Here is a 22,511-nt window from a genome sequence, read left to right as displayed (position 1 = left end):
GGCTATTATCATACCAGAGTTGTGTCTGAGAATTCAATGGCATGACTGTTTTCCCAACAATTTCGCACACTTTCACATACAATTTCGCAACACTTTCGCCTACACTTTCGACTTTCGCACACAATTTCGCATACAATTCGCTTCGGGGCCAGTGGCCTCGGGGCTGCTGCTTGGGGGTTGCTTATTCTAGCTATCGGGCTGAATGGCCGCTTTTCGGACAGCCCTTTTTTGTTATGCTCGTCTTTAAGCGTCAATCTCCCGGGGAGAGTATCTGATATGTGCATGAGCAGAATGTTGTGAAATTATTGCAAATTATTGTTACAAGTACAAACACCAATGACCGATAGTTGACATATGATGAGGGAAAGCCCTTTTGCAGGTATAGCTTTCATAGAATTTGTCTCATCTAAACTCCGGTCTAAAAAGGAATTTCACGCACTACGGATCTTACCTTTGAAACAAGGAAAATAGAGTAAAGCAATAAGATTTAGTTTAATAGGATTAAAATCGGGTATACTGATAGAAAAAAGAAATGGGGTGGGTGAAGGATGGACACCAATAATGTAACGACCTGCATCATTTGCGAACAGCAGAAGGATAACGGAATCCAAATCGTATCTGAATTTATATGCGAGGCATGTGAGAAAGAAATGGTTCATACCGATGTTAAAGATGAAAAATATCCTTTTTTTATCCATCAATTGAAACGGATTTGGTACAAAAATGCTTGAAGAAATCAAGAATACTCCCGTGAAGAGATCTTTTCGTTTTCCGTTTTTTTCTTATAGTAAAGAAGGATGAGGCTAACAAGCACTTATTCTTCTTTTTCTACGTTTGGAGGCGGACAGTAATGGATAACAATGGGAGAGCGCCGTTATATGAAAGGCTGCAGCAAGCTTATTTTCAAAGAGCCTCCCGGTTTCACGTTCCGGGTCATAAAGGGGGCCGGGGATTAGTTTCGGAAGTTAAGGGCATTTTCGAAGATGTGATGGAAATTGATTATACAGAAGTTACCGGTTTAGATGACTTGCATCATCCACAAGGGGTGATCCAAGAGGCGCAGCAGCTGGCCGCAGCATGCTTTGGAGCGGAAGCTACATTCTTTTTGGTTAACGGGAGCACAGTAGGCAATCTTGCCTTAATACTGTCAGTTTGCCAGCGTAATGATCTAGTTCTAGTACAGCGCAACGTACATAAATCTATCCTTCACGGGCTTATGCTAGCTGGTGCTCAGTCTGTATTTTTGCCCCCTCAAATTGATCCAACGACAGGGATAGCAGCAGGGGTAAGCCTTAAAGTAGTGGAGCAGGCATTATTAAAATATCCTGAGGCCAGGGCGGTTATATTAACGAATCCTAATTATTACGGAATGGGGAACGATTTAAACGGGATCTCCGAACTTGTTCACTCATACGGAAAACCGCTTATTGTAGATGAGGCTCATGGTGCCCACTTTGGTTTTCACCCGGAGCTTCCCGGTTCGGCCTTGTCAATGGGTGCAGATGCGGTAGTGCAATCCACTCATAAAATGTTATCGGCTCTAACGATGGGATCCATGCTCCACATTCAGGGAGAGAGGATAGACCGGGAGAAAACGGCTGCTCTTTTGGCTATGCTGCAGAGCTCCAGCCCTTCCTATCCGATTATGGCTTCTTTGGATCTTTGCCGAGCAAGCTTGGAAAATCACGGCGAGCAGCTGTTTGCAGCCGGACTAAGGAGAAGCAAAGCGATAAAGGAAAAGATAAGTACAGATATGCCCTGGTTTTCTCTAGTACAAGAAGAGAAAGCTTCAGAAGCATATGATTATATCGACCCGTTTAAAATAACCATTCGCGACGCAACAGGCACCCTAAACGGATATGAGCTGCAGCAGCAGCTTGAAGATAAAGAGTGCTTGGCAGAAATGGCTGATCCCGACTATGCACTGCTTGTTTGCAGCTATGCGACTTCATCTGCAGACACGGATCATTTGTTTCAAGCATTAAAGGATATAACCAGTAAATTCGATCTCAGAAAGAAGGAAAAGGCAGAGACAGCAGCGAATAATGTAAGACCCTCGTATTTTCCGCCAATCATCACACCGGTTTCATTCGATATGTCCATGCTGTCACAAGCGCCAAGCCTTAAGCAGGCCAAGACGCTGCAAGAAGCAGTTGGCTGGCGATCGGCTGAATCTATTATTCCCTATCCGCCTGGAATTCCTGTGATCTATCCTGGAGAAGTGATTACTGAGGAATTAATCGCCTATCTCAACGTGATGATCAAGACAGGGGCGCGTTTCCAAGGGGAACAGAAGCTTGCGGAGGGAATTATCCATGTGTTGAAAGGGTAAGAAAAGCGAGAAGAACAGGGTAAAACGAATCGAAATAGCACTTAGCATTACCAAGTGATACTAGGTATGGCTGATGGATTTTAAATCTTCACACGTTAAGTTTGTTTGTTATATAATGTCAGAAATAGACGCGATTAGGAGCACTGTGCATTCCGGAAGAGGAGAGAACTTGTATTGAAGGGTTTGTTTATTACGTTTGAAGGGCCGGACGGCTCGGGAAAATCGACACAACTGCAGCTGCTGGCTGAGAAACTCACTAATGATGGATTAGAACCTCTTGTCACCCGCGAGCCTGGAGGCACTTATATTAGCGATAAAATTAGAGCTCTGCTGCTCGATCCCGAGCATAAGGGGATGATTCATCAAACCGAAGTGCTGCTGTACGCTGCATCCAGAGCACAGCATGTGCATGAGAAAATCATTCCTGCTCTGCAGCAGAACCGGATCGTATTATGTGACCGATATATTGATGCCAGTATTGCATATCAGGCTTACGGTCTAGGTATTGATTTGGATGTGGTATCGCTTATTAGCCAATTTGCCAGCTCCGGGTTGAAGCCGAGCCGCTCTTATTTCATGGATTTGCCTGTCGAACTATCACGGGAAAGATTGCTTTCGCGAAACGGAGGCGCGACAGGCGCCGGGCTGGATAGAATTGAGCAGAGGGATGAGAACTATCATTCCCGAGTGAGGCAAGGCTTTCTCAATATAGCTGCCTCAGAGCCGGAACGAGTAAAACTGGTTAAGGCCGATCGTCCGGCTCACGTTATTGCAGAGGAAATCGCCGAAGATTTTGTAAAACTCTATACACCCGGGCTTCGAAGTTAGGGTATAATAAATAAGGAGGGATTGCGAATGAAGCTGGTTATTGCCGTTGTTCAGGATAAAGATAGCAACCGACTTTCTAACGCTTTGGTCAAGGAAGGCTTTCGTGCAACCAAGCTGGCTAGTACCGGAGGGTTTTTGAAGGCAGGCAACACAACTTTCATGATCGGGATTGAAGACGAAAGGATTCCTGAAGTCATGCAGGTTATTAAAGCAAATTGTAAAATTCGTGACCAACTCGTGACTCCTGTGTCGCCTATGGGCGGCTCTACCGATTCTTATATTCCTTTCCCTGTTGAAGTACAGGTAGGAGGAGCGGCCGTGTTCGTTCTGCCTGTTGAACGTTTTGAGCATTATTAAGGTTAAGTATCGATAAATTCAAGGTTGCGCGGTAAAGGCGGGTTATTTTCCATTGAAAATTATACCGGGGATGCGTCCTTTTTCCAACGATATAAAGCTAATCGACAATTCAAGCAGCACACATGTGCATCAAAAAACGTTCTCGGAGCTCATGCAGCACCATGATCAAAGGGCGACATCCAACGAGCTGCAGAAAATATTGGATCAGATCCATCGTCAAGGAGAACGTTTGTCCAAATCCTTGACTATCCGGGAATTGAATCAATATAAGCAGTTAGTGAAGAAATACTTGGAGGAAACCGCCCGCAGAGGGGTACGTTTACGGGAGTCCGCGGGATGGGACCGCCGAGGCAGAGGCCGAAAATATAAAATTTTGGAGGAGATTGATTCCGTTCTCCTGTCTATGGCTGACGAGCTTTTGGAACAGGAGAACGGCCGTATCGAACTGCTTAACAAAATAGGTGAAATACGCGGGATGCTGATCAATCTCCTTTATTGATAGAAACGGGGCAATTCCGAATGTCTTTTCAAGCGATCGCCGGACAAGAACATGTCAAGAGGGTTTTGCAAAACGGATTACGTTCCGGCAAGCTTTCTCATGCATATATTTTTAGCGGTCCTGCCGGATCGGGCCGTAAGCGGACAGCCATGGCTTTGGTAAAGGCCATTTATTGTTCGGGAGGGCAGGATGAGGCCTGTGGGCAGTGCTTGGAATGCCGCAAGCTGGAGCATGGCAACCAACCGGGCCTGCTTTGGATAGAACCGGACGGGGCCTCGATTAAGATAGAACAAATTCGTGAGCTTCAAAAAGGGATGGCTTACCGTTCAACGACAAATGACCGCAAAATTTATGTGTTGAACGAAGCCGAAAAAATGACGGTTCAAGCGGCCAACAGTCTGCTTAAGTTTTTGGAAGAGCCGACTTCGGATGTCATGGCCATTTTGATTACAGAGAATGGACATGCCCTGCTGCCAACCATTATCTCAAGGGCACAATGGCTGTCCTTTACACCAATGAATGCCTCCAGGATGGCAGAAATTCTTCAGGAGGAAGGCCTTCCGGGTTCGCTGGTACTGCCTGCTGTCCATCTAACTGCAGGGGTCGAGGCCGCACGGGAGCTAGTTTCCTCTAATTGGTTTGGTGAAGCCAGGAAGGTCATGCTACAATTAGCACAGGAGACGCTGGCGAATCTGCCTTCGGCAATGATCTCTCTTCAGAAAAAAGTGATCAAGTCCGATCTGAACCAGCATTTAGGTGTTTTTATAGACTTATGGATTTTATGGTTGAAGGATATGGTACGTCTTCAGTGCGGACAAAAGGACCGCTTATTATTTATAGATCAATTGGATTGGATGGAACGGCAAGCGAACAGCCGTGATTCATCGTTTTGGATTGCCTGCATGGAGCAAGCCGTAGATATGCAGAAGCGGATTCGATTCAATGCGAACGGTCAATTAACCTTGGAAAAATGGATGATTGATTTACGAGGGGGGTAGAATGAGATTGTATTCGGTCATAGGTGTTCGCTTTAAGAAAGCGGGCAAAATATTTTACTTCGATCCCGTAGATTTTCCCATCGAGACGAATGATCACGTCATCGTTGATACGGCCAGAGGCTTGGAGTACGGAACGGTCGTCATTGGGAAGAGACAAGTGCCGGAGGAAGATGTAGTGCTGCCGCTCAAGAAGGTGATTAGGGTAGCTGATCACAAGGATGCGGAGTTAGTTGAGGGCAATAAGGCAGCAGCCAAGGATGCCTTTGGAATTTGTCAGCTTAAGATTAGAGATCACAAGCTGAAGATGAAGCTGGTTGATGTAGAATACACATTTGATCGAAATAAGGTTATTTTTTACTTTACAGCAGAAGGACGCGTCGATTTCAGAGAATTGGTCAAGGACTTGGCAAGCATTTTCCGTACAAGGATTGAGCTGAGGCAAATCGGTGTGCGAGATGAGGCTAAGCTTCTTGGAGGGATAGGACCTTGTGGAAGGGTGCTGTGCTGCTCTTCATTTCTCGGGGACTTTGAGCCGGTATCGATCAAGATGGCCAAGGATCAGAATTTGTCTTTAAATCCGACGAAAATTTCAGGGCTGTGCGGCCGCTTAATGTGCTGTTTGAAATATGAACATGACAATTATGAAAGTGTGAAGGACGAATTGCCCAAAGTGGGGAAAATGGTCATGACCTCGCTAGGTACTGGCAAGGTGCTAGGTATCAAGGCAAATGATAAAATGATTAAAGTTCAGCTGCTGGAAACCAATAAGGTGATGGAGCTGCCTTCGGAAGACGTAGTTGAGCAGGACTAGCCGATTTTTAACATCGGGGTGAAACCGTGGACAAAAAAGAACTGTTTATGAAGATGGAGCAATTGGAAAATCATATGCAATCTTCACTTTTGGATCTCGAATCATTAAAAAAACAGCTAATCCAACTAACGGAGGAAAACCTCCGTTTGATGAACGAAAATCAACAGCTAAGGCAGATGCTTAAGCTAGAGAACGGGCAAGAAAATAGAGAGGCTATGGAAGGGAATGCAACGCCTGTCATAGGGGAAGGCTACGATAACCTCGCCAGATTGTACTATGAGGGCTTTCATATATGCAATGTTTACTATGGTCATCTTCGCAATGAAGGAGATTGTCTGTTTTGTTTATCCTTTCTTAATAAGTAAATCCAACCGTGGAGATTCGTCTCTGCGGTTTTTTTGAATAATCAAGTGCCCGTATTACGTTCTCGAAATAATGCCAAGAATTAGCTTGCTTGAGAAAGAACAGAACCAGCGGGTTAGCCGAATCAAGGGGAGTATAGATGAAAACCGTGGAACTCAAAGATAGGGAGAGAGTCGATGATCTGCTGACTAATGACCTGCAGATCATTCAAAGCGATCAAGTCTTCAGTTTTTCGATGGATGCCGTGCTGCTGGCGAGGTTTTGCTCCGTTCCCCAGCGAGGCAGAATTATAGACCTTTGCACAGGAAATGGGGTTATCCCTTTACTGTTAACCACCCGTACGAAGGCAGAGATAGTAGGAGTGGAGCTGCAATCAAAATTAGCAGACATGGCTGAAAGAAATATCCGGTTGAATGATCTGACAGATCAGATTAGCATCTTGCATGATGATATTCGAACTGTGCATGAACGATTGGGCTATGGAAAATTTGACTTGGTGACGGTCAATCCTCCATATATGAAAGGGGATACCGGGGACCGTAACAGCAATCCATACATTGCAGCCGCTCGCCATGAAATTCACTGCACACTGGATGATGTAGCTGCGGCTTGCAGCAGGCTGGTACGTTCCGGAGGCAAGGTGGCTATGGTTCATCGCTCATCGCGATTGATCGAGATTTCAGTTGCTTTTCGAAAATATAAGCTGGAAATCAAGAAGCTTCGCTTCGTCCACCCGCGCGCAGGAGAAGAAAGCAATATGGTATTGATCGAAGCGGTAAAAGATGGAAAGCCGGAGGTTAAAATCCTGCCGCCGCTTATTGTCTATGAACCAAACGGGCGGTATGTGGATGAATTAATGAAGATTTATTATGGCGAGCGCAATTCAACGAACGAGTCCGCTCTAAAACAGCAGCCAAAAGGATCGGGGGGATTACAATGACTTTTCAAGTACAAAAAAGCTTTCAGCCCCATGATGGGAAAGGGTGCCTGTACTTAGTCGCTACTCCTATTGGAAACCTGGAGGATATGACCTTTCGGGCCGTTCGGATTCTTAAGGAAGCAGACTGGATTGCAGCTGAGGACACCCGGCAAACCCGCAAGCTGCTCACTCATTTTGACATCTCTTCGCGAGTGGTCAGTTATCATGAGCATAACAAAAAATCGAGCGGAGCTGAGCTTATAGAAAAGCTTGAATTAGGCCAGTCTGTAGCGCTTGTTTCGGATGCGGGACTTCCTTCCATCTCCGACCCCGGATATGATCTGGTTCAATCGGCGATTGCGCAGCAAATTCCCGTTATTCCGGTGCCTGGAGCGAATGCCGCCCTATCCGCTCTTATCGTTTCGGGATTAGCAACGGATCGCTTTGTGTTTATCGGATTTCTGCCGCGGGATCAAAAGAGCTTGAAGAAGGAGCTGGAAAGGTGGCAAGGAGTCCCTGCAACATTGCTTGTTTACGAATCCCCCCACAGGGTTAAAAAGACGTTGGAAGCCATTTACAAACAATGGGGGAATCGCCGGATAGCCTTAGTGCGGGAATTAACCAAACGCTACGAAGAAGTGATTAGAGGAACCGCGCTCGAGTGCATGCAGTGGCTTGATACGAATCCCCCTTTAGGAGAATATTGTATAGTTATTGAACAGGCTGGCAAAGAGGAGCTGGAGCAACTGGAATCCGTTTGGTGGGAGGAATATTCGCTGGAAGAGCACTTAGAGCATTACATGGAGCAGGGTGAGGATAAAAAAGCCGCAATGAAATGTGTAGCAAAAGATCGTGGCATGTCCAAAAGAGATGTATACAATTCACTATTATAATAGTAGAAACACGATTTTGTTAGGCATAAACCTCTGCTTTTTGCCTACTCCGAAGCAAAACATCATAGCCCCTGAAATTTGGGGGTGATATGTAAAAAAAGTCCCTAAGCCGGTTATAGCGGCTTAGGGATGTAGAGGAGATATGAAAAAGGTTAGAATTAACAAATGGTATTAGTTCTATTATACACTACTTTTTTTATTTTGTCACAGGTGTAGGCATTTCTGTTATGCAATTATGGCAAACAATTTTTCCTTTGAAGTAAGTTACTTCTTCAGCGTTGCCACAAAAGATGCAAGCAGGCTCGTATTTCTTCAGCATAATGCGCTCGCCGTCGACGTAAATTTCCAGAGCGTCCTTCTCACCGATTCCTAATGTGCGGCGAAGCTCTATCGGGATAACCACCCGTCCCAACTCGTCAACTTTTCTTACAATACCTGTAGATTTCATCATAGTTTTTCACCCCTAGTATATTAATCGGCATTATTCGACATTATTTTACTTAATTATAATACCAACTCTTCCCATAATAGTCAACTTAAATTCATATAACGCAATCAAGCAATCGGTGGAAGTTAATAGTTTCATAGGAGAATACAGGAAATAGATGGTTTATTCGGTTTTAGCGGGCACAACTTGGATTACTGTTATTTAAAAGATTCATTTGCAATCACTATTTTTATATTTTATTAATAATTTAATAATATTCAAGTATTAAACTAGTCAGTCTGTGAAAATTAGGTAATCAATTATTAGAAGAACTGGAAAAAGAATTTGTAGAATTTTCGACAAACTTAAGAATTGTTTGTCGAATAAGTAGTTAAGCAAATCCTATTAAGTGAGCATTTCGCCGAGATGATAATAGAAGGTAGGAGAGCGAATGAAAGAGGAAAAGGTATTTAAAGATCCGGTACATAAATACATTTATGTACAAGATAAGGTGATATGGGACCTGATTAACACTAAAGAATTTCAACGTCTTCGCCGCATCCGCCAGCTGGGCACCTCGTATTTGACTTTCCATGGAGCGGAGCACAGCCGCTTCTCGCACTCGCTTGGAGTTTATGAAATCACGCGCAAAATTATTTCATTATTTGAGCGGCATAATTATTCCGATTGGCCCCGTGATGAAAGACTGCTCTGTCTGTGTGCCGCATTGCTGCATGACATTGGCCATGGGCCTTTTTCCCATTCGATAGAAAAAGCTTTTCGGATGAACCATGAGGACTGGACCTGCCGCATTGTGCTGGGGGACAGTGAGGTTAACCGGGTACTATATCATGCAGATCCTACTTTTCCACAAAAGGTCGCTGACATCATCTGCAAAAAATACTCGAATGAGCTTGTTGTTAGCTTGATCTCCAGTCAGCTAGACGCCGATCGTATGGATTATCTATTGCGGGATGCTTATTTCACCGGCGTCAATTACGGAACGTTTGATTTGGAAAGAATATTAAGAATGATCCGGCCTCATCAGGGTCACCTCGTAATTAAAGAAAGCGGCATGCATGCCGTCGAGGATTATTTAATGTCGCGTTATCAGATGTATTGGCAGGTCTATTTTCATCCGGTGACGCGCAGCGGGGAAATATTGCTGGACAAAATATTTCAACGGGCAAAAGCTTTGTATCAGCAAGGCTATTCCTTCGGGTTCTTGCTTCCGCCCCTGGAGAAGCTTTTCATTGCGAATATGACAACAGAGGATTACTTTCAACTGGATGAATCGCTTATGCAAACGGTATTTATGCAGTGGAGCAGCGAATCGGATCGGATTTTGGCCGACCTGTGCAGCCGGTTTCTCCATCGCAAGTTGTTCAGATATACGGCTGTGGAATCTGACGCGGACCCCCGTTTAACCAATCTAAAGAATTGGATGAATCAGAATGGCTGGGATGCCGAGGCTTACCTCGAGATTGATTTCCCGCTGGACATGCCTTATGATATTTACCGGCCGGGAGAAATGGATGAAAAGCTGCCGATTTTGCTGCTCGATGATCAAAAGCAGCTTAATGAAATCTCGACGATTTCTGAAATCGTTCGTTCCATTAGCGGCATCCGAAAAGGAAAGCCACAGCTATATTACCCTGCAGAATTAGCGCAAGAGCCAAGCTTGCCGGGCGAAGTCAGATCGTTGTTGTTTCCGTAACCATTCGATAGATTAGAACAGGTTGGAAGGGAGATCATCATGTTAACGGACACACATACTCATATGAATGCCGAGGCCTTTGATGAAGACCGGGATGAAGCGATTCAGAGGGCTTGGGAGCAAGGTGTGACAAGAATTGTCAATGTCGGTTTTAACCGGGAGACGATTCCAAGCTCTATCGCACTGGCTGAGAAATATGATTTTGTTTATTCTACTGTAGGCTGGCATCCACAGGACGCGAAGAGCATGCGGGATGAGGATTTGCAGTGGATTGAGTCGCTATGTCAGCATGAAAAAGTTGTAGCCATTGGTGAAATTGGCTTGGATTACTATTGGGACAAGTCATTTAAGGAGACGCAGCAGCAGGTGTTCCGTGAGCAAATTCGGCTCGCCCGCAAGGTGGGACTGCCTGTCATCATACATAATCGTGATGCGCATCAGGATATCGTGCAAATTTTGAAAGAGGAAAAGGCTGCAGAGGTTGGCGGCATCATGCATTGCTATTCCGGGAGCTGGGAAATTGCGAAGCTGTGTCTGGATATGAATTTTTATATCTCCTTTGGCGGCCCGATTACGTTCAAAAATGCCAAGCAGCCTAAGGAAGTGCTGCAAAAAGTGCCGTTGGACCGTCTGCTCATCGAAACGGATGCTCCTTACCTCACGCCGCACCCCTACCGCGGAAAGCGGAATGAAACGGCTTATGTTCGTTTGGTTGCAGAAGCTGCGGGAGAACTGACAGGGCATACTTTCGAAGAAATCGCCCGCATTACGACAGAAAACGCTATCCGGCTTTTAAAGCTGCAATAGCTGCGCCTTGCGCTTCAAAAAAACGAAATTTCATCCGTGGCGAAAGCCGAAAAATAAAAAACTGGAGTGACGCTGTCGTCACTTCAGTTTTTTTGTCAGATAAACGTGGACATATAGCACAATAAGAAGTAGAGCAAATCCGATGGAAGCTAGCGGATAAAGCCAGGAAGCGGAAAGCCACAGCAGCAGGGCTCCGTTAAGCAGTGCGTGCAAGAGCAATACCGCAAGCGTCAGCTGACGGACAGCCCGGTTTTTTTCAGCGCCATCAAGCGGGTAGATCTGCAGCCAAAACCGGTAACGATGAATCTGCTGCAAGGAAGACAATTGGACGCCGCCCAGCCACAAAGGAACGAGATAGCATAATGCTTTAACCCAATCGTCTGATACTACAATCATCAAGAAAATCGAGACCAACAGGAGCCTTAAGCTGATGCTGGCTGTCTCTGACCGAAGGTAGGTTTTACTGAAAAGATACAAATAGGTGTTCGCAGGCTTTAGTGAGAGCCGGGAAGGGATTCCGGCCGCCCATCTTCGCGGTTTGACCCGTGTAGGCAGCTTGTCCACCTCAATAAACCAGCTGAAAAACAAGTAATGCTTCTGCCGGTGCTGTTTTTCCTGTTGAACCAAATAATCCCAATGAATGTAATGGCGCGGTATTCGGGAATAGCCGAACCAGGCGACAGCAACGGCTAAGAGTGCGGACAGGCAGGCGATCCATAGATCATTGGTATACATCAGAAAAAGTATAAACGCATTGGCTAATATCCTTAGAACCAGTGCCCAATGTCGCGGACTGTCGTAATGAGTTTGACTCTCCTGCCAGGATCCCATCAGATTGGCCCATTTGCCAAGAACTAAAAAAATCAGATAGACCCAAACTGGCGCCCGCTCCGGCTCCAAATGTGCATATAACGGCCAAAGCAAGAAAAAAATCAGGAGGACCACGATAGATTGACGGATAAGGCTGTACAGGATCGCTTTTGTGAAATAGGCTCCCATCTGTTGTTCCACGGGCAGAAGAAATACTTTGTCTGCTTCCCTTAGGAACGTGCGGATAGGGCTATGAGCGACGGCCCACGTAAGCAGAGGGACTGTAAGCCAGTAATAAGGAAAAGTCTCCGGTAAGCTCTCTACCCAGCGTGTGTATCCGTAAAACCCGGCAACTATCAGGAAGAACAGGAAGCCGCTGCTCAAATTTTGAAAAACATACTTCCAATAGTACGATGTTTCTTTGAAAAACTGATTTCTTCTTTGTATCCACCATTGGTCGCTTGAAGAGAAATTCATGACCGCTCCACTCCCTGTCCGCGGAGCAATTCAAAGAATAGATCATCCAGGCTAGCTTCTGGGGAACCAGCTGCCTGTCTCATATCAGACAATGTCCCTTGAAACAGAATCTCTCCATGATGCAGAACGATAAATTTGTCGCAGTAGCGCTCTAATGTAGATAGGATATGAGAACATATGAGAAAGGAAGCTCCCTGTTTTTTGAATCGAACCATAAGCTCAAGCAATGAACGGATCCCTAACGGGTCGAGGCCTAAAAAGGGCTCGTCAATAATGTACAACGCTGGTTCGACAAGAAAAGCGCTCATAATCATCACTTTTTGTCGCATTCCCTTAGACAGATGCGGCGGAAAATGAGCTGCCTTGTCTTTCATTTGAAATAGCTCCAGCAAGGCTTCGGAACGTTGGAGATAATCTTTCTCAGACAGTCCATATGCAAAAGCGCTTAAATGCAGGTGTTCTTGAATGGTGAGCTCATCATATAACTCTGGAGTTTCCGGCACATAGGCGAACGAAGCGCGGTAGTCCAGGGGGGCATGCTCAAGAGTGCGGCCAGCAATCTGTATAGTGCCCTGCTGCGGCTTCATTAACCCTAAAATATGCTTGATGGTGGTGCTTTTTCCGGCGCCGTTAAGTCCGATCAGTCCAACCATTTCCCCTTCATTCACAGAAAAGGAAATATTTTTTAAGATTGGCTTGTGTGAAAAATACCCTCCGAAAACGTTTTCAACAGACAAATATTTGGACATTCCATCACCTTTAATTTTACCAGATTTTAGGTTAAAAATTACCTAATTATGTAAAAAATTTTCGGATTGAAAAGTGAGTATTTTCTAAATTCAAAAGAAAACGGGAGAAAAATAATGATATAGTCAATAAAAACGAGAAATACCCTTTTTTCATTGTTAAAAATCGAAAATAATCTTGATTATGAATGAAAACAGCGTTTTTGGGTAGGCCGTTAGACCTTTACAGGTTCTTGGCTTCAGCGTATTATATCTTTCATGAAAGCATTAAACCAATTGCCGAAATTTCAAAAAATGCGCTGAACTCTCCTGCCGGAGAACGGGGGAACCATACATCTGTCATTGTACCACATACACTGTGCAGATGAATCTTGGGGTGAATACTTCACATCAGGGAAGTTAGGGCGGCTCTCTTGCCCGAATCCGTCAGCTAACCTCGCAAGCGTGAAGAGAGATTGTCGGGCTTTATAGCAACGAATCATAATGGGTAGTCATACCATTGCACATTATCCGTTTGGTTATACACATAAAAAAAGTGGGATATCCGCCCGATTACATTCATACATTTTGCTCTTAAGGGGGTGAAGCAAGTACAGTTCTACGCAAATAGGGCTTGTACAGCAGATTTCGGCTATTGAGCAAAAATCCATTTACTTACTTAGTCACGTCAGCTTTAATGCTAACCTGCAATACACGACGGCGCGGCTTTGAAGGAGGACCGAAGAAGTGGGCGAAATCCAGGTTGAGAACACCCATGTAAAGCGATCATCCAGCACGTCCCTCGCATTGCGATGGAAGCATGAGAACCTGCGTTTGGTCAGTTTGACTCTACTAGCTTCAATGGCATTGGCCTTATTGTTTATAGTCTTGCTGTATGGCACAGCTACCAAAAAGATATCGCTAGTTGTCGACGGTAAAGAAATGATCGTACAGACCCGGCACTGGGTTTTAGGTGACCTGCTTGAAGAACAAGGCATACAAGTACGTTCCAAAGACCGAATATCAGCCGAACTGGATAGGAAGCTTAGCAGTGGAGACCGTTTTATAATTGACCATACCTCGCCGGTACAAGTGATTGCCGATGGTAGGATAGTTACGATGCATACGACCGGAACTACCGTAGGCGGTGCTTTGGAAGACTTAAATATTGATCTCGGAGAGCATGATAAGCTCATACCGGAGGCAAATACATTGTTGGATTCCGACTCTCCGATCCAGATCGTCAGAGTGGTGAAGGAGATTGAAGAGAAACAGGTTCCTGTAGAGTTCCAAACGTTAACCCAGGAAGATAAGGATCTGTTAAAAGGCAAAGAGAAGATAGTGCAGGAAGGCAAGGAAGGAAGCAAGCTTGTTCAGACGGAAAAAGTGTATGAAGACGGCAAGCTGGTCGCTGAAAATATTATCAACGAAACCGTCACAGAAGAAAGTGTTAATAAAATCATAGCCATTGGTTCGAAAAATCCGACAGTAGCTGTACTGTCAGCCAAAGCAGAAGGTCCGTCTGGAACAGTAACGAAAGATGGGGCGCCAATTAATTATCAAAAAGTGCTAAATAACGTAACATTGACTGCATATTCGGCAGATGCGGCTTCTACAGGGAAAAACCCTGGAGATCCCGGATACGGAATTACAGCCTCTGGCACTACGGTGACTGAAGGCAGAACAATAGCTGTTGACAAAGATGTGATCCCGATGGGCTGGTGGGTGTATATAGATGGGATCGGCTATCGCCGTGCCGAAGACACCGGTGGCGCCATTAAAGGGAATAAAATAGATGTTTATTTCGATAGCCATTCCTATGCGAGTAAGTTTGGCGTAAAAAGAGGGTACACTGTGTACGTAATCGGACCTAATAAGCCGTCCGTGGATTAGGGATGGCGTGATGAACGGTTTAATGGTATAAATAGAAGAAGTTAGTCAAGAAGAGGAACGAAATCCTCTTCTTTTTCTTTGCTTGGGTATCAATGTCCTTTTAAGGAACCACGTTCAGGAAGCGATGGAGGAATTTATGATAAAAGAAATAATTGTCGTCGAGGGGAAATCAGACACGGCGGCCGTTAAACATGCAGTAAACGCAGAAACGATTGAAACCGGGGGCTCGGCCATCAACGAGGAGATTTACGAGCAAATTGAGCTGGCCTATGAGCGCCGGGGCGTTATTATCTTTACGGATCCGGATCATGCCGGGGAAAGATTGCGGAGATTGATTACGGAGCGTATTCCCGGGTGCAAGCACGCTTTTCTGGAGAGGGATATGGCCCGGAACAAAGAAGGGAAAATCGGCATTGAACATGCTTCTCCTGAGGCGATAAGAGAGGCGCTGTCCTGTGTGAAGCCGGTTTTTCAGGAGGATGATTTTGCGGCGGGAGTGGAATGGAGTGATTTGCTGGCAGCTGGCTTGATTGGCACCTCTTCGGCAGCCGGCCGGAGAGCCGCTGTAGGCAAACTGCTTGGAATAGGGTATGCTAATGGGAAGCAATTTTTTAAACGCTGTCAGATGTTTCAGATCGGGCGTGAAGAGTTTGCAGCGGCCGTAAGTGCAGCGGCAGCGGCTCATAAGACCGTTCAAAACGATAATGAGGGACGATATGAATAATCAATCACTAAAAGATATTTCAAGCCCCACGCGTACTAAAGAAATTATTTCTAAGTATGGCTTTACCTTTAAAAAAAGCCTGGGACAAAACTTTCTTGTCGACCAAAATATATTGGCGAGGATTGTGGATGCGGCCAATCTGCGTGAAGACGAAGGGGTATTGGAGATCGGCCCGGGCATCGGCGCATTGACAGAAAAGCTGGCACGTGAAGCTGGCCGGGTTGTGGCTGTCGAAATTGATCAGCGCTTGCTGCCTATTCTTAGAGATACCTTGAGCGTTTACCCCAAGGTGACGGTCATTCACGGAGATGTGTTGAAGCTATCTCTCAAGGAGATTTTTGACCAGCATTTTGCCAAAGACCAGCCTGTCAGTGTGGTGGCCAATCTGCCGTACTACGTAACCACTCCTATAGTCATGAAGCTCTTGGAAGAGAAATTGCCTTTAAAACAAATTGTGGTCATGATTCAGAAGGAAGTAGCCGAACGCATGACGGCCTCTCCCGGCGGCAAGGAATACGGCAGCTTGTCCATTGCCGTTCAGTATTACTGTGAGCCTTCCGTAGAGCTAATCGTACCCCGTCAAGCCTTCGTTCCCCAGCCCAATGTAGATTCAGCTGTCATTAAGCTGAAGGTGCGGGAGAAGCCGCCTGTTGATGTGGACGATGAAGCTTTCTTCTTTAAAGTGGTGCAGGCTTCGTTCGGCCAACGCCGCAAAACGATTGCGAACAATTTGCTGGGCAGCTTTTTTCAAAAAGGGCAGCGCGAGCTTTTGGAGTCTATTTTGCATAGCTTGAGCATCGACCCGACCAGACGCGGAGAAACTCTTTCTTTGGAGGAATACGCGCTTTTGAGCAACACCTTGCATAAACGCCTCTAAACTTATACACCAAATGCCTAATTCGACCATAGGATAGTCGGGGGAGGTGCTTTTGGCTTGAAGCAAGGTGATCTGGTTATGAGGAAGTCATATGGCGGCGATGTCATTTTTAAGATTGAAGCAATGACTAAGGATAATGCGTGGCTGCGGGGAGTCAATTTTCGTCTGCTGGCGGATTCTCCACACCATGATTTGGAAAGAGTCACTTCTACCCGGTTTTATAAACATGAAGAAATGTTTGAAGAGCAGACCAATGAGTCTGTACGCAGCTTAAAAGAACCTTCTGCATGGAAACGTACAGGGAGAACACAGGGGAAAAGTAAACAAACCCGGCTTCAATCATATTTTGAGCTTCCGGGCAAAGTACTGCATCTCGATGGAGATCCAAGATATTTAAAGAAAAGTATGGAATTGTATAATCAGTTAAAGGTCCCTGCCAAGGGCTTCCATATGCATGAAACAAATATGGCTGATGCGTTATATCAGCTTTTGCCGGAAATTCATCCGGATATTGTTGTCATAACGGGACATGACGGTTTAATCAAAAACCGGCCTAACCATAATCTGATGGATATTAATAACTACAAGAACTCCCATAACTTCGTCAACGCAGTAAGGGTGGCGAGGCAGTATGAGAAGAACCGTGATTCCCTAATCATTATTGCGGGTGCCTGTCAGTCTCATTTTGAGGCATTACTGCAGGCGGGAGCTAATTTTGCCAGTTCCCCTTCCAGGGTTTTGATTCATGCTCTAGACCCACTAATTGTGGCTGCCAAGGTTTCCTATACTCCAATTCGCGATACCGTCCATGTGGCTGATGCCATTCATCCTACGCAAAGCGGCTTGGAAGGCATGGGAGGCATTGAGAGCAGGGGAAGCTACCGGATGGGAGTTCCAAAACTGAATCATTATGCGAATCCAGGCGCCTTTTAACGGGGCGCTTTTCTCATTGCCAGGGAAACATAGGATTTAATAAAAACCGAACAATGAGGTAAAGATAAGGTGAGAAATAGTAAATGAGCGCAAGCAAGGCATGGCAAATAGATATTGACAACACAATTATAGTGCTGATATAATATATCGCTTTATTTGACAAGCCTGATTAATTAGGTTATAATGGATAAAGGAAAGAGGTGGTAGCTTACAATGGCAAAAAATGCGCTATTGGAGATCCGACGCAGTTTGGAGCCTCATGTGGGGCAGAAGATCATGTTACGTGCTAACGGGGGTCGTCGAAAGACGATTGAACGTTCGGGTGTATTAGAAGAAACCTACCCTTCTGTATTTATTGTAAAGCTTGACCAAGAACAACATGCTTTTAAACGTGTTTCATACAGCTACGCAGATATTCTAACCGAGTCCGTTGAAGTGACGGTCTGTGAAGATGCGGGACAAGTTCGGATATCCTACGTACAACAATAATGGATAGTAAAAACCAACAGAGCCAACTTCTGTTGGTTTTTTACTGTTAATTGGCCCCGCTCTTCTTTTCACAATGTGTGGTATTCACAAACGTTTACTAAGCTGTGCCATGCAATTCAATCTGCAGTTTCCTGAATTTGAAGAGGATTGATTTAGCGGAGTTCACGCATACTAGTCGTAAATCCGCTAAAGGAGGTACAAATCATGGGCAGAAGAAGACGCAGTATCATGTCAGAAGAGTTTAAATATGAGCTGGCAAGGGATCTCGGCTTTTACAATACGGTTAAAGAAGAGGGATGGGGCGGCATTACAACGAAAGACGCCGGAAATATGGTTAAACGGGCCATTCAGATGGCAGAGCAGGCAGCCAAAGCCAACCAAAACCGGCCATAACCGATATAAAGCTGAGCTGGTGACAGACCAGCTTTTTTTTATTCACAGCCATTTGTTATAATGTGATAAGCGTTGTAATGAAAGGCCAAAGAGGTGAGGTTGTGAAGGTATTTGAGAAAGCCCCTGCGAAAATTAACTTGTCCCTGGATGTTTTACATAAACGACAGGATGGCTATCATGAGGTAGAAATGATCATGACTATGGTTGATTTGGCAGACCGTCTGGAAATGCGGGAGCTCCCCCGGGATACGATCATCATCTCGAGTCAAGTAGGGTATATTCCTGTAGATGAAAAGAACCTGGCTTTTCAAGCTGCCCGGCTGATTAAAGAAAAATACGATGTCCGTAAAGGCGTTTACATACATCTCGACAAAAAGATTCCGGTAGCTGCAGGCTTAGCTGGCGGCAGCAGTGATGCTGCCGCCACTTTAAGAGGCTTAAACCGCTTGTGGGGCCTGGGATTAACCGTTCGTGAGCTTATGGAGCTCGGTGAAAAGCTGGGCTCGGATGTGCCTTTTTGTGTCCGGGGTGGAACCGCTCTGGCCACCGGCAGAGGTGAAAAGCTGCAGCCTTTGCCTTCGCCTCCGCAAGGATGGGTCATCTTGGCCAAGCCGCCCATTAACGTATCCACTGCCGATATATATGGACGTCTCCGGGCTGATCAGATTGACCGCCATCCGTCCATACCGGATATGATCAGAGCTTTGCGGGAAGGGGATTTCGCAGGCATCTGCAGCTCTCTCGGCAACGTTCTGGAGGATGTCACCCTGCAGGTATACCCGGAAGTATTACGGCTTAAACAGTGTATGCAAAAACTGGGGGCGGACGGAGTGCTGATGTCCGGAAGCGGTCCGACTGTATTTGGTTTGGTAGCCAAGCAGGCCAAAGCGCTAAAGATTTATAATGGGCTCCGGGGATTCTGTAATGAGGTGTATGCTGTAAGACTGCTTACTTAAAGATAAATACCCTCCAACAGATATCTTGTATAAAACCGTATATAAGTGTTATATTGATTATTAATATTCGGATTTATGAGTCGGTTATAAGCCATTAGCCAGAGGTGTGCAATGAAGAAGATGAAGCGCAGTGCCAGATTGGTGGAAATGACGCAGTATTTATTATATCGGCCGCATACATTAATTCCACTGACTACTTTTGCCGAACGCTATCAGTCGGCTAAGTCATCCATTAGTGAAGATTTGGCGATTATCAAGGAAGTGTTTGAATCTGAGGGGGTAGGTGAGCTGCTGACGCTGGCGGGCGCCGCCGGCGGGGTGAAATTTATTCCCTTATATAAAAAAGACGCATCGCTAGAGCTGATTCAGAAGCTTTGTGTGATGCTTGAGCAGCCCGAAAGAATTCTTCCGGGAGAATATTTGTATATGTCCGATATTTTAGGGCAACCTTCCATAATGAATGAAATAGGCAAGCTGTTTGCCACTGCATTTGCTAATCATGATATTGATGTAGTCATGACAGTAGAAACCAAAGGGATTCCTTTGGCTTACGCGACTGCCAGCTTATTGGGGCTGCCAGTGGTTATCGTTAGACGGGATAGCCAGGTAAGTGAAGGGTCCTTGGTGAGCATCAACTATGTTTCCGGATCCAACCATCAGATTCAAAGAATGTCGCTAGCCAGAAGAGCAATCAAAGAGGCTTCAAAGGTTCTGATCATAGATGACTTTATGCGTGCGGGAGGGACAGTGCAGGGAATGATAGACCTGCTTCAGGAATTTAAGGCATCTGTTCAAGGAGTCGGGGTTCTGGTAGAATCCATGGACGTTCAGCAAAGACTGGTGGATAACTACGTTTCCTTGCTTCGGGTAACAGGTGCAGAATCAAGACCTAAACGGGTGAGTGCTGCCCCAGGCAACTATTTCAACAAGTAGAGGTGAATATGATGAGACCAGTTCCGATATCATCAGAAAATGCTCCGGCCGCTATTGGCCCTTATTCTCAAGCCGTTCAATTCGGCAATGTCTTGTTTACATCCGGGCAGATTCCACTTGGCCTGGATGGCCAAGTTGTACCTGGCGGAATCCGGGAGCAAACCCATCAAGTGTTTATGAATCTCAAAGGTGTCCTTGAAGCAGCCGGGGCAGATTTCCAACACGTTATTAAAGCCACGGTGTATTTAAAGGATATGAGTCAGTTTTCCGAAGTGAATGAGATCTATGCGAGCTACTTTGAAAACCATAAACCGGCCCGCTCAACTGTAGAAGTAGCAAGGCTTCCCAAGGATGTTCTTGTCGAAATTGAATTGATTGTAGCGATTGGTGTCGAATAATTTTTAATTGGAAAATAATTTTAGAAAACCCCATTTTTTCATCGAAAAAAAGAAGGAATTCCTTTTAATTTGTGGAATTCTATACCAAGTCTTTTTTGATGATAAAAGGTGGTGAACTGATAGTGCAAATTACAGATGTGAGACTCCGCCGAGTCAACACAGAAGGAAGAATGAAGGCGATTGCATCGATTACGATTGATAATGAATTTGTCGTTCATGATATCAGAGTAATTGATGGCAACAACGGAATGTTTGTTGCAATGCCCAGCAAGAGAACTCCTGATGGGGAGTTTCGTGACATTGCCCATCCGATCTCTTCTTCCACTCGTGAAAAAATCCAATCGGCTGTTCTGACAGAGTATGAAAGAGCGGCTATTGAAGAAGAGGAAGTCATTGAAGAGGGAGCTTAACCCTCTCTAACGAAAGAGAGTCATTAACGGTGTCCGTTAACGACTCTCTTTTCTTTTTACCTAAAGTGAGCTATATTGGGTTATGAACTTTTTAATTAGTAAAGGGAGCTGATCCCCGTTGAATATTTACAGCGTAATTCTAGCTGCTGATTTCGGTAAACAAATGAAGTCGAAAACACATAAATCACTGCATCCTCTTTGCGGCAAGCCGATAATTGGCCATATTCTGGATACATTAAAAGGAATAACAACGGCATCGACTGTCCTTGTAATAGGAAACGATGCGGAAGAACTTCAGCAGTACGCAGGTTCTGGGCTGAACTATACTTTTCAGAAAACGGCAGAAGGAACGGGGCAAGCCATAAAGCAAGCAGGGGTGTGGCTGGAGCAAGAGGAAGGAGTCACCTTGGTTGTGAACGGTGATGCTCCACTGCTTACCGAGGGCACTTTTCATGAAATGATTCGTTTGCATAATCATCATCGTGCGGGAGTTACCCTGCTAACTGCCATGATCGGGAAGCTTCCTGCTAACGGGCTTATTCTGCGGGATGAGAAAGGCACCTTGACAGGCGTTGTGAAGAACGGCGTGGCGGCCGCAGATCCTGATCCGATTCACGAGGCTTATGCAGGGGCGCTATTGATTGATAATCAGAAGCTGTTCAAAGCACTGGATCAGGCGGACCACGAGAAAGGGTTACAGGAGTGCGGTTTGACAGAGATTGTAGCGGCCCTGCGGGCCAACGGGGAAGAGCTGCAGAGCTATTGCATACCGGATTCTGCGGAGGCAGCGGTCATTAACGACCGGATTGACCTTGCTCAGGCGGAGAAAGAACTCCGCGAGCGCATAACCCGGACGCATATGCTTAATGGGGTAACGATTGTAGACCCGGCGAATACTTATATCGAGGCCAATGTAACTATTGCCAGGGATACCGTCATATTGCCAGGCTGCTTTCTAAGAGGTGCTACCCATATTGGCGAGGATTGCGTCATTGGCCCCAATTCTGATATTACGGACAGCAGAATTGGCAATGCGGTAGAGGTTAAGCATTCTGTGTTAACCGAAGCTGAGGTCGGTGATCGCTCCCATATTGGTCCTTACGCCTATTTGCGGCCAGGTAGTAAACTGGGCAGCGAGGTCAAGGTCGGGGATTTCGTAGAGATTAAAAATTCTTCGCTTGGCGACAAGTCCAAAGTGTCCCATCTTAGTTATATCGGAGATGCTTCTGTTGGTGAGGATGTCAATATCGGTTGCGGGGCTATCACAGTCAATTACGACGGATTCCGAAAGCATCGAACGGAAATAGGCGATTTCGCTTTTATAGGCAGTAACGTCAATCTTATCGCACCGCTCAAAATCGGCAAGGGAGCTTTTGTAGTAGCAGGTTCCACGATTACTTCCTCTATAGAAGATGGGGATGTTGGTATTGCCAGAGAGCGGCAGGTGACCAAGCCAGGATATGCCGACAAGCTAAGAAAGAAATTAGAAGCCCAATCCAATAAGAAGAGTAAATAAATCAACCTTAAAGCCAAGGAGGCCGT

Annotated in this window: 26 protein-coding genes and 1 riboswitch; of the genes, 23 read left to right on the top strand and 3 right to left on the bottom strand. The window is 45.5% G+C overall.

Annotated features, from left to right (window positions below):
* The first annotated feature begins 548 nt into the window (after positions 1–548).
* From PSHG_RS25000 to rsmI, 10 genes are all read left to right on the top strand, one after another.
* Positions 549–731, top strand: coding sequence for a sigma factor G inhibitor Gin (locus PSHG_RS25000; RefSeq protein WP_010279459.1), 183 nt, complete (start codon positions 549–551; stop codon positions 729–731).
* 119 nt (positions 732–850) lie between these two features.
* Positions 851–2,332 (top strand): aminotransferase class I/II-fold pyridoxal phosphate-dependent enzyme, encoded by a 1,482-nt coding sequence (locus PSHG_RS24995; protein WP_010279455.1) that lies wholly within the window; start codon positions 851–853, stop codon positions 2,330–2,332.
* Between the two features lie 174 nt (positions 2,333–2,506).
* Complete coding sequence (tmk, locus tag PSHG_RS24990; protein WP_010279452.1) at positions 2,507–3,160, top strand: dTMP kinase; 654 nt, start codon at positions 2,507–2,509, stop codon at positions 3,158–3,160.
* A 27-nt stretch (positions 3,161–3,187) separates the two neighbouring features.
* Positions 3,188–3,517 carry a cyclic-di-AMP receptor gene (locus PSHG_RS24985; RefSeq protein ID WP_010279449.1) on the top strand — a complete coding sequence of 110 codons (330 nt, stop codon included), beginning with the start codon at positions 3,188–3,190 and terminating at the stop codon, positions 3,515–3,517.
* Between the two features lie 52 nt (positions 3,518–3,569).
* Positions 3,570–4,016, top strand: a complete 447-nt coding sequence (locus PSHG_RS24980; protein ID WP_010279447.1) for a YaaR family protein — start codon at positions 3,570–3,572, stop codon at positions 4,014–4,016.
* Between the two features lie 20 nt (positions 4,017–4,036).
* A complete protein-coding gene (gene holB, locus PSHG_RS24975) occupies positions 4,037–5,014 on the top strand; it encodes a DNA polymerase III subunit delta' (RefSeq protein WP_010279444.1) in 978 nt (325 codons plus the stop codon).
* Between the two features lie 7 nt (positions 5,015–5,021).
* Positions 5,022–5,825, top strand: coding sequence for a PSP1 domain-containing protein (locus PSHG_RS24970; protein WP_010279442.1), 804 nt, complete (start codon positions 5,022–5,024; stop codon positions 5,823–5,825).
* 26 nt (positions 5,826–5,851) lie between these two features.
* Positions 5,852–6,190, top strand: a complete 339-nt coding sequence (locus PSHG_RS24965; RefSeq protein WP_010279439.1) for an initiation-control protein YabA — start codon at positions 5,852–5,854, stop codon at positions 6,188–6,190.
* Between the two features lie 137 nt (positions 6,191–6,327).
* A complete protein-coding gene (locus tag PSHG_RS24960; RefSeq protein ID WP_010279437.1) occupies positions 6,328–7,128 on the top strand; it encodes a tRNA1(Val) (adenine(37)-N6)-methyltransferase in 801 nt (266 codons plus the stop codon).
* On the top strand, positions 7,125–8,000 hold the full coding sequence (gene rsmI / locus PSHG_RS24955) for a 16S rRNA (cytidine(1402)-2'-O)-methyltransferase (RefSeq protein ID WP_010279433.1): 876 nt from the start codon (positions 7,125–7,127) through the stop codon (positions 7,998–8,000). Before PSHG_RS24960 ends, rsmI begins: the two co-directional genes overlap by 4 nt.
* Before the next feature lie 196 nt (positions 8,001–8,196).
* Here rsmI and PSHG_RS24950 read toward each other — a convergent pair whose 3' ends face one another.
* On the bottom strand, positions 8,197–8,451 hold the full coding sequence (locus PSHG_RS24950) for an AbrB/MazE/SpoVT family DNA-binding domain-containing protein (protein ID WP_010279429.1): 255 nt from the start codon (positions 8,449–8,451) through the stop codon (positions 8,197–8,199).
* Positions 8,452–8,878: 427 nt separating this feature from the next.
* Between PSHG_RS24950 and PSHG_RS24945 the strand changes: the two genes are divergently transcribed.
* Together PSHG_RS24945 and PSHG_RS24940 are read left to right on the top strand one after the other, a co-directional pair.
* On the top strand, positions 8,879–10,144 hold the full coding sequence (locus PSHG_RS24945) for an HD domain-containing protein (protein ID WP_010279428.1): 1,266 nt from the start codon (positions 8,879–8,881) through the stop codon (positions 10,142–10,144).
* 39 nt (positions 10,145–10,183) lie between these two features.
* Positions 10,184–10,951: a TatD family hydrolase gene (locus tag PSHG_RS24940; RefSeq protein ID WP_010279427.1), complete on the top strand. Its 768-nt coding sequence runs from the start codon at positions 10,184–10,186 to the stop codon at positions 10,949–10,951.
* 78 nt (positions 10,952–11,029) lie between these two features.
* On the opposite strand, the gene PSHG_RS24935 is transcribed toward PSHG_RS24940, so the two are convergent.
* The gene (locus PSHG_RS24935) at positions 11,030–12,238 is read right to left on the bottom strand and encodes an ABC transporter permease (RefSeq protein ID WP_010279426.1); all 1,209 of its coding nucleotides are present in this window, start codon (positions 12,236–12,238) and stop codon (positions 11,030–11,032) included.
* Entirely contained in the window at positions 12,235–12,987 is a 753-nt protein-coding gene (locus PSHG_RS24930) for an ABC transporter ATP-binding protein (RefSeq protein WP_010279425.1), read from the bottom strand. Before PSHG_RS24930 ends, PSHG_RS24935 begins: the two co-directional genes overlap by 4 nt.
* 284 nt (positions 12,988–13,271) lie before the next feature.
* Positions 13,272–13,443, top strand: a riboswitch (cyclic di-AMP (ydaO/yuaA leader).
* Between the two features lie 267 nt (positions 13,444–13,710).
* Here PSHG_RS24930 and PSHG_RS24925 point away from each other — a divergent pair.
* The 11 genes from PSHG_RS24925 (at position 13,711) to glmU (ending at position 22,485) form a co-directional block, all read left to right on the top strand.
* Positions 13,711–14,856 carry a 3D domain-containing protein gene (locus tag PSHG_RS24925; protein ID WP_010279423.1) on the top strand — a complete coding sequence of 382 codons (1,146 nt, stop codon included), beginning with the start codon at positions 13,711–13,713 and terminating at the stop codon, positions 14,854–14,856.
* Between the two features lie 136 nt (positions 14,857–14,992).
* Positions 14,993–15,580: a ribonuclease M5 gene (gene rnmV, locus PSHG_RS24920; RefSeq protein WP_010279421.1), complete on the top strand. Its 588-nt coding sequence runs from the start codon at positions 14,993–14,995 to the stop codon at positions 15,578–15,580.
* Positions 15,573–16,457: a 16S rRNA (adenine(1518)-N(6)/adenine(1519)-N(6))-dimethyltransferase RsmA gene (gene rsmA, locus PSHG_RS24915; protein WP_010279419.1), complete on the top strand. Its 885-nt coding sequence runs from the start codon at positions 15,573–15,575 to the stop codon at positions 16,455–16,457. Before rnmV ends, rsmA begins: the two co-directional genes overlap by 8 nt.
* Positions 16,458–16,514: 57 nt before the next feature.
* Positions 16,515–17,390, top strand: coding sequence for a sporulation peptidase YabG (gene yabG / locus PSHG_RS24910; protein WP_010279416.1), 876 nt, complete (start codon positions 16,515–16,517; stop codon positions 17,388–17,390).
* Positions 17,391–17,603: 213 nt separating this feature from the next.
* Complete coding sequence (gene veg / locus PSHG_RS24905) at positions 17,604–17,879, top strand: biofilm formation stimulator Veg (protein ID WP_010279413.1); 276 nt, start codon at positions 17,604–17,606, stop codon at positions 17,877–17,879.
* A gap of 204 nt (positions 17,880–18,083) precedes the next feature.
* Positions 18,084–18,272, top strand: a complete 189-nt coding sequence (locus PSHG_RS24900) for a small, acid-soluble spore protein, alpha/beta type (RefSeq protein ID WP_010279410.1) — start codon at positions 18,084–18,086, stop codon at positions 18,270–18,272.
* Between the two features lie 101 nt (positions 18,273–18,373).
* The gene (ispE, locus tag PSHG_RS24895; protein WP_010279406.1) at positions 18,374–19,228 is read left to right on the top strand and encodes a 4-(cytidine 5'-diphospho)-2-C-methyl-D-erythritol kinase; all 855 of its coding nucleotides are present in this window, start codon (positions 18,374–18,376) and stop codon (positions 19,226–19,228) included.
* Between the two features lie 111 nt (positions 19,229–19,339).
* Positions 19,340–20,161, top strand: a complete 822-nt coding sequence (gene purR, locus PSHG_RS24890; RefSeq protein ID WP_010279403.1) for a pur operon repressor — start codon at positions 19,340–19,342, stop codon at positions 20,159–20,161.
* An 11-nt stretch (positions 20,162–20,172) separates the two neighbouring features.
* Positions 20,173–20,559, top strand: a complete 387-nt coding sequence (locus tag PSHG_RS24885) for a RidA family protein (protein ID WP_010279402.1) — start codon at positions 20,173–20,175, stop codon at positions 20,557–20,559.
* Positions 20,560–20,681: 122 nt separating this feature from the next.
* The gene (spoVG, locus tag PSHG_RS24880) at positions 20,682–20,969 is read left to right on the top strand and encodes a septation regulator SpoVG (protein ID WP_010279400.1); all 288 of its coding nucleotides are present in this window, start codon (positions 20,682–20,684) and stop codon (positions 20,967–20,969) included.
* Between the two features lie 118 nt (positions 20,970–21,087).
* Positions 21,088–22,485 carry a bifunctional UDP-N-acetylglucosamine diphosphorylase/glucosamine-1-phosphate N-acetyltransferase GlmU gene (gene glmU / locus PSHG_RS24875; RefSeq protein WP_010279398.1) on the top strand — a complete coding sequence of 466 codons (1,398 nt, stop codon included), beginning with the start codon at positions 21,088–21,090 and terminating at the stop codon, positions 22,483–22,485.
* The last annotated feature ends 26 nt before the right edge of the window (positions 22,486–22,511 follow it).

It is taken from the genome of Paenibacillus senegalensis JC66 (genome assembly GCF_000285515.1).
GTDB lineage: Bacteria > Bacillota > Bacilli > Paenibacillales > NBRC-103111 > Paenibacillus_L > Paenibacillus_L senegalensis.
This window is presented reverse-complemented; position numbering and strand designations above follow the sequence as displayed.